13 protein-coding genes are annotated in these 14,251 nt (G+C 48.2%); 2 read left to right on the top strand and 11 right to left on the bottom strand.

Annotated features, from left to right (window positions below; genetic code table 11):
* Positions 1-236 precede the first annotated feature (236 nt).
* The 4 genes from WQ57_RS24445 to WQ57_RS24430 form a co-directional block, all read right to left on the bottom strand.
* A complete protein-coding gene (locus tag WQ57_RS24445; protein ID WP_046526243.1) occupies positions 237-749 on the bottom strand; it encodes an adenine phosphoribosyltransferase in 513 nt (170 codons plus the stop codon).
* The gene (gene recJ, locus WQ57_RS24440) at positions 740-3,106 is read right to left on the bottom strand and encodes a single-stranded-DNA-specific exonuclease RecJ (protein WP_046526242.1); all 2,367 of its coding nucleotides are present in this window, start codon (positions 3,104-3,106) and stop codon (positions 740-742) included. The genes WQ57_RS24445 and recJ overlap by 10 nt, the downstream gene beginning before the upstream one ends.
* A gap of 153 nt (positions 3,107-3,259) precedes the next feature.
* Positions 3,260-5,521, bottom strand: coding sequence for a protein translocase subunit SecDF (gene secDF / locus WQ57_RS24435; RefSeq protein WP_046526241.1), 2,262 nt, complete (start codon positions 5,519-5,521; stop codon positions 3,260-3,262).
* A gap of 159 nt (positions 5,522-5,680) precedes the next feature.
* Positions 5,681-5,977: a post-transcriptional regulator gene (locus WQ57_RS24430; RefSeq protein WP_046526240.1), complete on the bottom strand. Its 297-nt coding sequence runs from the start codon at positions 5,975-5,977 to the stop codon at positions 5,681-5,683.
* A gap of 124 nt (positions 5,978-6,101) precedes the next feature.
* Here WQ57_RS24430 and spoVB point away from each other — a divergent pair, with 124 nt between their 5' ends.
* Positions 6,102-7,676 (top strand): stage V sporulation protein B, encoded by a 1,575-nt coding sequence (spoVB, locus tag WQ57_RS24425; RefSeq protein WP_046526239.1) that lies wholly within the window; start codon positions 6,102-6,104, stop codon positions 7,674-7,676.
* Between the two features lie 69 nt (positions 7,677-7,745).
* Here the strand turns inward: spoVB and WQ57_RS26400 are convergent.
* Both WQ57_RS26400 and WQ57_RS24410 read right to left on the bottom strand, forming a co-directional pair.
* A protein-coding gene (locus WQ57_RS26400; protein WP_420912414.1) for an IS3 family transposase occupies positions 7,746-9,079 on the bottom strand; the annotation gives its coding sequence in 2 pieces (ribosomal slippage) (positions 7,746-8,666 and positions 8,669-9,079; 1,332 coding nt in all).
* 112 nt (positions 9,080-9,191) lie between these two features.
* A complete protein-coding gene (locus tag WQ57_RS24410; protein ID WP_046526237.1) occupies positions 9,192-9,833 on the bottom strand; it encodes a DUF421 domain-containing protein in 642 nt (213 codons plus the stop codon).
* Positions 9,834-10,001: 168 nt separating this feature from the next.
* Between WQ57_RS24410 and WQ57_RS24405 the strand changes: the two genes are divergently transcribed.
* A complete protein-coding gene (locus tag WQ57_RS24405) occupies positions 10,002-10,382 on the top strand; it encodes a TIGR04086 family membrane protein (RefSeq protein ID WP_046526236.1) in 381 nt (126 codons plus the stop codon).
* Between the two features lie 51 nt (positions 10,383-10,433).
* On the opposite strand, the gene yajC is transcribed toward WQ57_RS24405, so the two are convergent.
* The 5 genes from yajC to ruvB all read right to left on the bottom strand — a co-directional run bounded on the left by yajC (position 10,434) and on the right by ruvB (position 14,206).
* On the bottom strand, positions 10,434-10,697 hold the full coding sequence (yajC, locus tag WQ57_RS24400) for a preprotein translocase subunit YajC (protein ID WP_046526235.1): 264 nt from the start codon (positions 10,695-10,697) through the stop codon (positions 10,434-10,436).
* 36 nt (positions 10,698-10,733) lie between these two features.
* The gene (tgt, locus tag WQ57_RS24395; protein WP_046526234.1) at positions 10,734-11,873 is read right to left on the bottom strand and encodes a tRNA guanosine(34) transglycosylase Tgt; all 1,140 of its coding nucleotides are present in this window, start codon (positions 11,871-11,873) and stop codon (positions 10,734-10,736) included.
* Between the two features lie 69 nt (positions 11,874-11,942).
* Entirely contained in the window at positions 11,943-12,971 is a 1,029-nt protein-coding gene (gene queA / locus WQ57_RS24390; RefSeq protein WP_046526233.1) for a tRNA preQ1(34) S-adenosylmethionine ribosyltransferase-isomerase QueA, read from the bottom strand.
* 30 nt (positions 12,972-13,001) lie between these two features.
* Positions 13,002-13,208: a DUF2905 domain-containing protein gene (locus tag WQ57_RS24385; protein ID WP_046526232.1), complete on the bottom strand. Its 207-nt coding sequence runs from the start codon at positions 13,206-13,208 to the stop codon at positions 13,002-13,004.
* Positions 13,205-14,206 carry a Holliday junction branch migration DNA helicase RuvB gene (gene ruvB, locus WQ57_RS24380; RefSeq protein WP_046526231.1) on the bottom strand — a complete coding sequence of 334 codons (1,002 nt, stop codon included), beginning with the start codon at positions 14,204-14,206 and terminating at the stop codon, positions 13,205-13,207. The genes WQ57_RS24385 and ruvB overlap by 4 nt, the downstream gene beginning before the upstream one ends.
* Positions 14,207-14,251: the final 45 nt, after the last annotated feature.

Genomic DNA, 14,251 nt, shown 5'->3' with positions numbered 1-14,251 from the left:
CTAATGATGCCAATTCAAACCAATAGCTTGAATCTCCTGTTTTAAGGATTGTTATTATTATCAAAGAAAAATTCCAATATGTAAAGAGAAAGCAAAAGATTTTAGTCAGAAAATGAAAAAAATGTCGAAAAAATTTTTTTCCAATTTGATTACGCCCTGTCCGGATAGGAAACGCCAGTTCCCAAAATGGCTTGCATATAGACAAAAGGCACTCCAAATAGAAGTGCCCCTGCATACTAGTAATTCAAAATTGCCTTGATATCGTAATTTTCGAGCTTGCTTCTGCCTTCCAGGTAAGTAAGTTCAATCAGGAAAGCGATGCCGGCAACGACTCCGCCGAGCTCTTCCACCAATTTGATGGTCGCTTCGATTGTGCCTCCTGTAGCCAGAAGGTCGTCGACAATCAGGACTCTCTGTCCCGGTTTGATCGCATCTTTATGGATCGTAAGGACATCCTTGCCATATTCCAGGCCATAATCAACCTTGATTGTCTCGCGCGGAAGTTTTCCTTCCTTCCGGACTGGAGCAAAACCTACTCCAAGTGAATAGGCAACTGGGCAGCCGATGATGAAGCCGCGCGCTTCAGGACCCACAATCAAGTCCACTTTCCTTTCGCGGGCATAGGTGACAATCTGGTCGGTTGCATATTTATATGCTTCGCCATCCGCCATAAGTGGCGTTATATCCTTAAATTTTATGCCTTCCTTTGGCCAGTCAGGCACAATGGCTACGAATTTCTTTAAATCCATTCTGTAATTGCCTCCTCATTTTGCACCGACCCTTGAATGACTTGGTCGAACCAGCTTTTAAGCTGCTCGAATGTTGAATAGAGCAAATCATTTTCAAGAGCGAATGTAGCTTGTTTTCTCTGGTAAGTCTTTGATTCAGATAAGTCCCTTTTCGGCACACTTTTCTCCAAGGAAATTAATCCATTGTTTATTTTAACAAAATCCAGGTCAAAAAACACCTGTGACATAAAATCCACACTTTCTTTTGTCCAGCCGCGGTATTTTGCCAGGTCCTCCCCATAGGTTTTCAGGTCAAAAACACCCTTCTTCGCCAAAAACGCATAAAACCATTTAAAGTGTTCCCTCGTTGGCATGGTACTGAAGAAGTCACTGTTTTCCTTGTAAAAGTGGACATAGATCCTGGACGGGGATTTGCCGGAAAATAACTTTTCAAGAATCTGCCTTGATGGCGGCATATCCAGAAGCACAATATTCTGGTCATCAACATCCATATAGGCTGCTTCCTCTGCCGTACTGATTTTACTTAGCGGCCCCGCTATAAAAGCAGAAAACTTCTCTTCCCCTCCGTCCCCAAAAACAACCCATTTGGTGGATTGGCCAGGTATCATCTCGACAAGCTTTTCATGCCGCCTGAGACCCCTCAGGTCAAACATCTGCCATGAGTGTACAGCCACATCCTGAAGGAAAATCTGCGGCTTCCTGATATTGTTCCATTCATTGATGGACAGCTCGCCAATGGCCGAGACAGAGGAAATCGGAGAAATCTGCTCATACAGCCCGCCCAGTCCGAAACCAACGCCATCAAGGGACGCCCCGCCGTTGGCTAGCGTCATCTTGATATGGCTGTTGTTGCTTCCGATTCTTCGCATCGAAGCAATTTGGGCATCCTTGATCATTACCTTCGGCTTAGGATTATCCACACCATAAGGCGCAAGCTGCCCCATTTCCTTTATGCTTTCAAGACTGATTTCCTCAAGGCGGACCTCGAGATCTACCTGGGTGACAGGTATCAGATCCTTTTCGCTCAGCTGTTCGGCGGCAAGGACATTCAGCCTTTCCCTGAGCTGGCCCACATCCTCAAGGCCAAGCGTCATCCCGGCAGCCATCGGATGGCCGCCAAAATGCGGCAGAAGGTCACGGCAGGTGGACAGATTTTTAAAAAGGTCGAATCCAGCGATGCTTCTGGCTGAACCTTTTGCGATTCCCTTTTCCTTGTCAAAACTGAGCACGATCGTCGGCCTGTAGAATTTCTCAACCAGCCTTGAAGCCACTATGCCAATGACTCCCGGATTCCAGCCTTCCCTGCCAATGACAAGAACATGATTGTCCTTGACTGGAAAATTCATCTCCACTTCCTTAATGGCTTCCTCGGAAATGGCAGCGACAAGGCTTTGCCTTTCCTTGTTGAGCAGGTCGATTTCCTCCGCCAGCATGATCGCTTCCTCCCGGGAATCTGTCAGCAGCAGTTGGACAGCGGGATCGGCGCTGCCAAGCCGGCCGGCAGCATTGATGCGCGGACCGATCATGAAGCCGATTGTTTCCTCACTGATGGCGGAAGGCTCCGTTTTCGACAGAGACAGCAGAGCGCGCAGCCCATGATTATTGGTTCTCTTAAGCTGTGAAATTCCATGTTTGGCAATCAGCCGGTTTTCTCCTGTTAGAGAGACAAGGTCGGCAATGGTTCCGATAGCGGCAATTTCAAGCAAGTCCTCCGGGACAAACCCGTACAGGGCATGTGCCACCTTAAAGGCAACACCGACACCGGCAAGCTCCCTGAATGGGTAGACGCTGTCCTCCAGTTTTGGGTGGATGATGGCCAGGGCCTCCGGCAGGGCCGGTCCAGGTTCATGGTGATCGGTAATAATCAGGTCCAGCCCCAGATCGCGGGCAATCTTTGCTTCATGAAGCGCCGATATTCCGGTATCGACGGTAATGATCAGCTTTATTCCCTTTTCCGCGGCCTTTCTGAAGGCAGCTTCATTCGGGCCATACCCTTCAGTAAAGCGGTTTGGAATGTAGTAGTCCACATTGGCCCCCATGTCGAGCAGAACCCTCATCATGACGGTTGTGGAACTGACACCATCCGCATCATAGTCTCCAAAAATCAAGATCGGTTCGCCATCCTCGATGGCGCGTTTCACTCTTTCTACCAGCACATCCATTCCTTTTAATAGAAAAGGATCATGGAAGGACAGTGTTTGTTCAAATAAAAAATACCGGGCATTTTCCACGGTATCTATTCCGCGATTCACTAGCAAGGCAGCTGTTGTCGGGGCAATGTTCATTGCCTCTGCCAGCTCTTGCGCTTTTTGCAGGTCTGTGGGCTTGACAACCCATCTTGTCCTGGATTTCAGCATACGCTCACCTCTCAGCCTTTCTATTATACAGAAGGTGCCCCGCTGTTTCAATTGGCGTTTATAGCCTGAACAAGCCTTGACAGACAGCAAAGACGCCGCAGGAAAGCTTCCCTGCGGCGTCTTTGCTTCAACCGGAGGCAGCTGCGAATCTAATCAGACCACCGGTTCATCCGTATTTTTGCGTTTTTCCTTATACGTAACAATCGTGCCTTTTTGCTTTAATTCCCTCTTTTTCAGAACGTACCACAGCTGGGCGGCAATAAACAAGGAAGAGTAGGTTCCTGAAATCAAGCCGATCAGCAGGGCAAAGGAGAAGTTCCAGATCGATTCACTGCCGAAAATCAGCAAGGCTATGACAGGCAGCACGACCGTCAATACGGTATTCACAGAGCGGCCCATCGTCTGACGAAGACTCCTGTTGGCAATTTCGGCAATATCCTCAGGAGTCCTAAGTCTCTTTTTCTTCTGCAGGTTTTCCCTGATCCGGTCAAACGTCACAATTGTGTCATTAATCGAATAACCGATAATCGTCAGGATTGCCGCAATGAAAGTAAGGTCCACTTCCAGCCGCAGCAGGCTGAACACCGCAATGATGAAGAAAGCATCATGCAGGAGTGAAATGATGGCCGGCAAAGCCATGCGCCATTCAAACCGGAATGTAACGTAGAGAACAATTCCGACCGAGGCGATCAAAAGGGCAATGAAACCATTTTTCGCCAGTTCTTTTCCGATTGTCGGTGAAACGGTGCTGACATTCGGCTCTGCGCCGTATTTGCCCTCAAAGGCGGCCTTCAGATCGGCAATCTCTTCTTTCGTGAGAGCGTCCTTATAGCGTGCAACGCCTATTTCGCCATTGTCGCCTGAAATGACGATATCATCCGTCTCAATTCCGGAAGCCTGCAAGTCCTCCTTTAGCTCGTCTGCATTGATCCGGCTCTCGGACAACACTTCAATTCTCGTACCGCTGGCAAAATCGATGCCAAGATTGAGCCTGAAAATAGCGAGAATGATCAGCCCGGCTGCAATCAATCCAGCAGAAATCATGAAGAATGTCTTGCGGTTCTTGATAAAATCAATGTTTTCGAATTTCGTCTTCAGATCAAGCGTATCCACATTATCAGCCAGATCATGGATTTCGCTCTTTTTCACGCCAAACCATCCTGGCTTGTCCTTTAGCAGTCCGCTGCTCACCCAAAGGGCCAGGAACGCCCGGGATCCAAACACAGCGGTAATGAAGCTCAGCAGAATGCTGACGATCAGCATTGTGGCAAACCCTTTTATCGAGCTTGTCCCGTACACAAACAGGACAAGGGCCGCAATAAGCGTTGTAAAGTTAGCATCCAGGATCGTCGAAAGCGAGTTTTTGCTGCCGGCCTTAAAGGCAGCCTGAATATTCCGGCCTACCTTCAACTCTTCTTTTATCCGTTCGTAGGTGATGATGTTCGCATCAACTGCCATCCCGACACCCAGAATCAGCGCAGCAATGCCCGGCAGTGTCAGGACCGCATTCATCCAGTCGAATACAAGCAGAACGAGATAAATATAAATCGATAGTGTTACAAAGGCAATCACGCCCGGGAATCTGTATATGGCGAGCATGAACGCGAAGATGGCCAAGATGCCGATGATTCCGGCATAGATGGTTGTTGTCAGTGCCTGTTCCCCGAATTTTGCGCCAACAGACGTCGAATATTCTTCCTGAAGCTCCACCGGCAATGCCCCTGCATTCAGCAGGTTGGCCAGCTCCTTCGCTTCATCGATGGAAAAGTTGCCGGTAATCTGCACCGTTTTCTGCGACAGGACCTGATCAACATTTGGAGCGGACAGGAACTTAGGGTCTGCCTTCATTCTTTCTTCCTTGTAGGAATCGGCCCCTTCTTCAAAATCAAGCCAGATGACCAGCTGATTATCGGGATACATCGAAAGGATTTCGCTCGTTACCCTTCCGAACTCATCGCCGCTTTTTAAGGTAAGCGAAACGCTTGGGCGGTTATTTTCATCGAAACTCTGGGATGCTCCATTTTCAGCGAGGTCGCCGCCGTCCATCATCAGATTGTCATTGGCGTCCCGGAAACTCAGATTCGCTTCGGTGGAAAGGATTTCCCTTGCCTTCGCCTGGTCGGTAACACCGGCAAGCTGGACGCGGATCCGGTTTTCACCTTCTATCTGTATATTCGGCTCGCTTACCCCGAGAACGTTGACACGGCGGTCAAGCGCTTCGACCGTACTGACCAATGTTTCCCGGTCAACCGGCTGTCCGTCCTTCGTCTTCACTTCGTAGAGAACCTCAAACCCGCCCTGCAAGTCAAGTCCAAGCTTGATATTCCCCAGTATATTCTGGGTTGTTAGGCCCATTGCGCCCCCGATCAGCAAAACAATCAGAAAGAACGCAATGATGCGACTCCGTTTTACCATTATGTATAAGTCCTCCTTAGTCTGTTAGCAAAAGAATATGCAGATATTCTCCCGGCGGGATTCGGCAGGCTGAAGCTCCCCGGGAGATAGCATTTTTATTATGAATCAGTTTAAATTGACTGTCAATTTCATCTTTTACAATTAAAGGCAAACCGCCGCCTATTTTAACAATTCCTTTAATTCATCTTCATCATCAAGAGCAAAGCTTCCAAGTTTAAAAGCCTCAACCGTGGCATGGTTCATGAATTCCCCGGGCTGGATCGCCATAATTTCGGCTACGATTTCGTACAGGCGGATTCCTTCCTTTTGCTTCTTCCACTTTTTTTGGACAAGGAACTCCCATAATTGCTGCCCGCTGACAGAACCGTAGCCGAGCATTTCGAATTCCTCCCTTTTGCTGTTTAATGCTGGAGTGACCTGGTTCCTGTATGCCTCATAGCTATGCCCGCTCTCCATCTCAATCCGCCTCCCTGGCTTCCTGTCAATTTTGAAAAAACTTTAATCCTGTCATGCTTTGTCCACTCTTGTGCATATAGATTATTGTATCTGAATTTAGCTTGTTTGAGAAGGCGGGAGCAGGATGTCCAAATTTTTGAAAGGAACCGTGATATTGCTGATAGCCGGCCTGGTAACCAGAATTCTCGGGTTCATCAACCGGATTGTCGTTGCAAGGTTCATCGGGGAAGAAGGCGTGGGCCTGTATATGATGGCCGTCCCAACTTTTATCCTGGTTGTCACGATTACCCAGATGGGTTTGCCAGTGGCCATTTCGAAGCATGTGGCCGAGGCCGAGGCGAAGGGTGATTTTGCGAAAATAAAAAAAATACTTGTTGTCTCACTGGCCACCACCATCTCGCTTTCCCTCATATTTACTCCGGCCCTATTCCTGCTGGCTCCCCATTTATCGCAAACTTTGTTTACGGACCAGCGGACTTTGCTTCCTTTGCTCGCAATTGCCCCGGTGGTGCCTATCATTGCCGTTTCTTCCGTCTTAAGGGGGTATTTCCAGGGAAGGCAAAATATGAAGCCTGCTGCCATATCGCAAGTGATCGAGCAGGTGGTTCGGATTACCTTGATTGCTGTGATGACAAAGACTTTCCTGCCTTACGGTATTGAATACGCGGCGGCTGCCGCCATGGCTTCATCGGTCATCGGGGAACTCGTTTCCCTGCTTTATTTAATGACCGCTTTTAAAATCAAGAAAAAATTCCGGCTTCGAAAAGACTTTTTTCAATTTGTCCAATCAGGAAAATCAACCTTCGGGGAACTGATGAGCATCTCCCTGCCCACGATGGGCAGCAGGATGATTGGCTCGATATCTTGGTTTTTCGAACCAATCGTGGTGGCACACAGCCTTGCCCTGGCAGGTGTAGCCGTGGGCGCGGCTACAAAGCAGTATGGCGCATTGACCGGTTTTGCCCTGCCGCTGCTCATGCTGCCGTCGTTCATCACTTTTTCGCTTTCCACTTCCCTTGTGCCGGCCATCAGTGAAGCCAACTCCCAAAAGAATTACCGGGTGATTGAACATCTGCTGCAGCAGTCGCTGCGCTTCTCGCTTTTAACCGGGGGACTGGCCGTCATCGTCCTGTATGTGCTGGCCGAGCCTTTGATGCTCGTGATGTATGGAACTGACAGCGGAACAGGCTTCATCAAGCTGATGGCACCGTTTTTTATTTTCTATTATTTTCAGGGTCCGCTTCAAGCCACCCTGCAGGCTCTGGACCTTGCCAGGGCAGCGATGATCAACAGCCTGGTCGGAAATGCCGCAAAAACAGCCGTGATCTTTATGCTCGCAAGCCAGCCTGCCTTTGGCATCAATGGAGCCGCACTTGGGCTAACGATGGGATTCGTGCTCGTCACCATACTTCATTTTGCGACCGTCCTGAAGGCCGTCTCTTTCACCTTCCACCTTTTGGAATATGCCAAAACATTCCTTGTCATGGGGCTCTCAGGCTGGATTGGCTTTCAAATTTGGGACAGCCTCAGTACCATCTCCGTCCTTCACATACGCGTACTGGCAGCGGCTGTTTTGATTTCCATCACATACTGCCTGCTCGTCCTGCTGGCCGGACTGGTAAAAAAAGAGGAACTCGCAAGAATCCCTGTCGTTGGCCGCCCTCTCTCCGTTCTGGCCTTCACCTGGTTCAAAAATTAGCACATGAAACGAAAAAGCACGCCAGTCCATTTTAATCTGTACCCTTTGTAAAGGACATTTTAAAAAAAGCTACGCTACTTTAAGAAGATGATCTCTGTATTCAACAGGGGTCATCTTTTTCATATTCCATTGATATCTGTAGTGATTGTAGTAGTGGATTGCAGCTTTCACTTCTTGTTTAAGCTCTTCTAAGGTTTCACATGATTTTATATCAGCCAGGTCCTTAAAATGACCAAAGAATGATTCCTGTGGGGCGTTGTCCCAACAGTTCCCCCTCCTGGACATGGATTGTCCCAACCTGATTTTTTTCACCAGCTTTTGATAAACAGGGCTAGTATAGTGACCTCCCTGGTCAGAGTGTATATAAGCTCCTTTAGCCAGTTTAATCTTCCTCGTTCTTTTTAACTTCTTAAGTGTATCCGTAGCGATATCAAGAGTAACTCGATCGGAGACCTGATGAGCCAATACTTCATTGGTGGAAGCGTCAATAATGGTTGATAAATAAGCCCTTTTTCCTTTTCCAAAATATAGGTAGGTGATATCCGTAAGGAGGACTTTGTAGGGGATTCCCTGTTTGAATTCCCTGTTAAGAAGGTTCGGGACGATCTTGTGCTCCTGGGTAGCCTTCATGATGCGTTTATAGGGATTCGCTCTCCTAAAGGGACTCTCAATTCCGTATTTCTTCATGATTCTTCTGATTCTCTTGAGATTGAAGACAACACCAAACTGACCTGCCAATACCATCTTAATTTGGCGAGCCCCTTTTTTACGGTTCTTGAAATTGTATGCCTTTAAAACCAAGTCCCGGAGGGATTCATCCTTTTTCTCCTGGTCCTTCCTTCTCTCAACCTGTTTAGCTGGAAAGTAGTTATAGTAACCCTGACGGGATACACCAGCTACATTACAGAGGTGGGATACCATCCCTTTTAGTTTGTATTTTTGAATAACGGAATGAATAAGGTTGAACTTCTGGTCAGCGGCCAACTTTATTTCTTCTTCATCCCCCTTTCGGCGAATCGTATCTTTTTTAATAGTTCGTTCTCTGCTTTCAACAGGTTAATTTCGGCCTCTAACCTTGCATATTTTTCTTCGATGGAAAGCTCTCTTTCCCTGGATCTGCCTGAGTTTCCTGGTCTTGTGTCACGGAGTCCCATCACTCCATTCATAAGGTAGGCTTCTCGCCATCTTTTACTTGCTGAATCAATACGCCTTTTACCAACGATTTCTGGGTCGAACCCACAGTCTCTAAATATTTCACTTGGAAACTTTCCCTTTTCGTTTTGAGCTATAAAGAGCTCCTTAAACTCATCAGTATAGGTAATCCCTTTTGGGCTAACTGATTTTACATAGGGATTTTTAGATAATATCTCGATCTCTTTTTTTGTAAATATCTTTTTACTCATATACTCTTCTCCCGTACCATTTGTAATCTATTGTACCTAAAAAAATCCTGTGCAGTAGACGCTTTTTTTAATTGTCTACTACACAGGATACAGTTTATTTTTGCCTGGCGTGTTATTTTTCATCTTTTATGTCGACAAAGAGCTTGCCGTTTTTATAGGAGCAATACGAGATTTCGCCCACAGTGCTGTAGCCCTGCTTTTCCAGCTGGCCTTGCAGCCAGTCATTTGTTTTACCAATAAGAATCAGGTTTTCTTCATTGATAGTGCCGTCTAGAATTAAAGGCAACGACAGCTTCTCGGATGCACTTTTTTTAAACACTGACATTTTTCCCGATGGCTCGAGGATGGCATATTCGACATCCGCTATATCCCCGACTCCTTCTTCCCGCAGCTGCAGGAGCATATCATCAAAATTATAGCGCTGCCTCCTCATTTCTCCTTCATCAATCTTTCCATTATTGATGACAATGCTCGGCTTCCCGTCAATAATTTCCCGGAAACGTTTGCTCTTTAACGAAGCGAGCGCAAAGACAAATTGAATCCCGACAAGGAGCATCATTGGCAGAAGGGATTTTATCAAAGGGTCATTAAAGTTTTCAATGGCCATAGCCGCCATTTCGGCAATCATGATAAATACAACCAGATCGAGCAGGCTGAGCTCACCAATTTCCCTTTTTCCCATTACCCGGAAAGTGATGATAATAATGATATAAAGAAGCAAGGTTCGAAGGATTATGGCTCCGTATTCTTCCATTCAAATGCTCTCCCTTCGCTGACTGCATTAAGATATAGACTTTGCAACTTAAGGAAAATTATGAGCGGCAAAGAAAGGAGGAATTTTTAAGTCTATTTTCCACTTTGGCGAATATGCTTGTACTAAACGATACCAGTCGGTTTTTGCTGGCGGGAAGGGGAGAAGACAATGGAATCAAGGGGTTTGGGTATTTCCGTGATCTACGGAGTCATTGCGATTTTCATATTCGCCATCGTTAGCAGCCTCATTTTCTCAGTTTTGCTGACCTTTACATCATTACAGGAATCGTCCCTGCAATATGCAGTGACGACGGTGTCATTTATTTCACTGTTCGCCGGCGGCTTTATCACCGGGAAAAAAGGGAAAGAAAAAGGATGGTTCATCGGAACGGCAACAGGACTGATTTATTCGGCCATCATCTTTCTGTTTCAATATCTCGGACTCGACAGTCTGTTTTCCACAGAGCAAATCATCTACCATATCTGCTATATCATCACCGCTATGATGGGCGGCATCCTCGGAGTCAATATGTCAAGCTCAAGAACCTGATAATCAGGACAAAAAAAACAGGTGCACAGGGCACCTGTTTTTCTTCTGCTATTAATCCTGAACGACGTCGCGGATTGCGGCGCGGTCGTATGTAAGACGGCTTCCATCGCCGCACTTGATCACGACAGTCCCTTCATCAAGCGCATCGACAAATCCATGAAGGCCTCCGATTGTTACAACGCGGTCGCCTTTCTTAAGGTCACTCTGCATCTGCTGAACTGCCTTTTGCCTCTTCTGCTGCGGACGGATCAGCAAAAAGTAGAAAAGGACAAACATCAGCAAGAGCGGAAATACTGTACCTATCAAACCTTCCATTAATTCTCCTCCTTTCATTCATTCAAGCCAGCCTTATTAAAAATTCTTCGCATTTGGTTTGTTGAAGCCATAACGCTCAAAAAATTCTTCCCTGAAGTCGCCTAAACGGTCTTCCCTGATTGCTTGTCTGACTTGCTCCATCAATTGTAGCAGAAAATGCAGATTATGATAAGTCGTAAGTCGAATCCCGAATGTTTCATCGCATTTAATCAAGTGGCGGATGTAGGCGCGTGAATAATTGCGGCAAGTATAGCAGCTGCATTCCGGGTCAATCGGGCCAAAATCCTTGGCATACTGCGCATTTTTCACCACAAGGCGCCCCTGGCTCGTCATCAGTGTTCCATTGCGGGCAATCCTTGTTGGCAAAACGCAGTCAAACATGTCAATGCCTCGGATTGAACCGTCAATCAGGCTATCCGGAGATCCGACGCCCATAAGGTAACGCGGCTTATTGGCAGGAAGCAATGGCGTTGTGAATTCAAGCGCCCTGTTCATGACATCCTTCGGCTCGCCGACAGACAGGCCGCCAACCGCATAGCCCGGGAAGTCCAGCGATACAAGGTCCTTCGCACTTTGCTTTCTCAGCTCCTCGTATTCCCCGCCCTGGACAATCCCGAACAGGCCCTGGTCTTCCGGACGCTTATGGGCTTTCAGGCACCGCTCCGCCCATCTTGATGTTCTTTCAACCGATGCTTTCATGTATTCAAATGAGGCCGGATATGGAGGGCACTCATCAAATGCCATCATGATATCGGAACCAAGGGCGTTCTGGATTTCCATCGCCTTTTCAGGAGAAAGAAACAGCTTGTCCCCATTCAGGTGGTTGCGGAAATGGACTCCTTCTTCCTCGATCTTGCGGAATTCACTCAGCGAAAACACCTGGAATCCGCCAGAATCAGTGAGGATGGCGCGGTCCCAGTTCATAAACTTATGAAGGCCGCCAGCTTCCCTGATCGTTTCATGTCCCGGGCGAAGCCATAGATGATAGGTATTGCTGAGAATGATTCCCGCGCCCATTTCCTTCAGTTCCTCCGGGGCCATTGTCTTGACGGTGGCAAGCGTCCCAACTGGCATAAATGCCGGTGTTTCAAAGGATCCGTGCGGTGTGTGCACCCTCCCCAGCCTTGCTCCTGTCTGTTTGCATGTCTTGATTAATTCGTAAGAGATAGCAGACAATTGTGTATGCTCCTTCCATAGATATAAAGTCCTCTTTTATACTTTCCGCCTTAGCTCCCGCTATAGCTGTCAGATGATCAGCATGGCATCGCCAAAGCTGAAGAAACGGTACCTTTCCTGTACGGCTGTATTATAGGCATGAAGCACATGCTCCCGTCCCGCAAGCGCGGAAACCAGCATGATCAACGTTGATTTCGGCAAATGGAAATTCGTGATCATCCCATCAATGCCCTTGAATTCAAAGCCAGGATAAATGAAGATATCCGTCCAGCCGGTCGCTGCCGCAAATTTCCCATTATGGGCAGAAGCAATCGTCTCAAGGGTGCGGGTCGAGGTCGTGCCCACCGTAATGATCCGGCCGCCCTGCTCGCGGACTTCATTCAGCAGCTTTGCACTCCCTTCGGACATGATATAGAACTCGGCATGCATTTCATGCTCCTCAATCGTATCGGAACTGACAGGCCGGAACGTGCCAAGTCCGACATGAAGGGTGATGAAGGTGATATGGACACCTGCCTCCTTCAGCTCTTCCAGAAGCTCTTCGGTAAAATGCAGTCCCGCGGTTGGCGCAGCGGCTGAACCGCGCTCCTTGGCAAACACGGTCTGGTAGCGCTCCTGGTCATCCAGCTGTTCCTTGATATACGGAGGCAGCGGCATTTCGCCAAGCTGTTCAAGAACTTCATAAAAAATGCCATCGTAGGAAAATTCGAGCACACGGCCGCCGTGATCGGAAGAGCCTGTGCAAACGGCGGTAAGAAGGCCGTCGCCGAAGACAAGCGTTGTTCCTTCCTTTACCCTTTTGGCAGGCTTGACAAGCGTTTCCCACTTGTCTCCTTCAAGCTGCTTCAACAGGAGCACTTCAATCTTGGCCCCGGTGTCTTCCTTCATGCCAAAGAGCCTTGCAGGCAGCACGCGCGTGTCATTGAGGACAAGGCAGTCGCCTGGGCGGAGATGGCTTTTAATATGCTTGAACACGTCATGCTGCAGCCCGCCGGTCTTTTTATCAAGCACCATCAGCCTGCTTTCCGACCTTTGTTCAAGCGGGACCTGGGCAATCAATTCCTCAGGCAAATGAAAATCAAATAAATCTACCTTCATGTTGTTTCTTCACCTATATTCGTTTAGATTTCAACGGAAGCGTCCAATAAAGTAAAAAATCAGTGACAGCACAATGCTGACTACAATCGAGGTGACAATCGGGAAGTAGAATGTCGAGTTTCCCTTCTGGATGACAATGTCACCTGGCAGCTTTCCGAGTTTTAAAAATTGGATCAGGAATCCGGCAATAAAAATGATTGCTCCTAGGAACATTAACAGTTTTCCCATTCCTGTCATTCGGCAGGCACCTCCAATTGAAAATGCTCATATACCCGATGCGTCACCAGCCTGCCCCGCGGCGTCCGCTGGAGGAAGCCGATCTGCAATAGATAGGGCTCATATACATCTTCAATCGTCTGCGATTCCTCGCCAATGGTGGCCGCAATGGTTTCAAGGCCGACTGGGCCGCCGCGGAATTTTTCAATAATCCCCTTCAGCAGCTTATGGTCAATATGGTCAAGCCCCAGTCTGTCTACCTGCATCAGTTCCAGTGCTTCATCGGCCAATTGCGCTTCAATCGAGCCATTGCCCCGGACCTGGGCGAAATCCCGGACCCGCTTAAGCAGGCGGTTGGCAATCCTTGGGGTTCCGCGTGAACGGCGGGCGATTTCGACTGCTGCGAAGGGATCAATCTCTGTATCAAGCAGCTCTGCGGTACGAAGAACAATTTCCCGCAGATGCTCTTCCTTGTAGTACTCGAGCCTGCTGAGCACGCCAAAGCGGTCCCTCAGCGGCGCCGACAGGGAACCTGCCCTAGTGGTGGCGCCGACAAGGGTAAATGGCGGCAAATCGAGACGGACGGAACGCGCTGTCGGTCCCTTCCCAATGACAATATCGAGACAGAAATCCTCCATTGCCGGGTAGAGCACTTCCTCAATCGACCTTGGCAGCCGGTGGATTTCATCGATGAACAGAACATCACCAGGCTCAAGTGCCGTGAGGATGGCGGCGAGGTCGCCAGGACGCTCAATCGCCGGACCGGATGTTGTGCGCAGATTGACGCCCATTTCATTGGCAATAATCGCGGCAAGCGTGGTCTTGCCAAGCCCCGGCGGCCCATACAGAAGCACGTGGTCCAAAGTTTCCTGCCTCATCCTGGCCGCTTCGATGAACACCTGGAGGTTTTCCTTCACTTTATCCTGCCCAATATACTGCTTTAATGTCTGCGGCCGCAAGCTTTGTTCAAAGGAAACTTCCTGCTCGCCCGCTTCTCCGGAGATGATTCTCTCTTCCATCATTCATCATCCTTTAGACTTCATATTTTCCGGTGTACCGTATTC

It is taken from the genome of Mesobacillus campisalis (assembly GCF_000986785.1).
Classification (GTDB): Bacteria; Bacillota; Bacilli; order Bacillales; family Cytobacillaceae; genus Mesobacillus_B; species Mesobacillus_B campisalis.
Note: the sequence above shows the minus strand (reverse complement) of the source record. Positions and strands in the feature narration are given on the sequence as shown.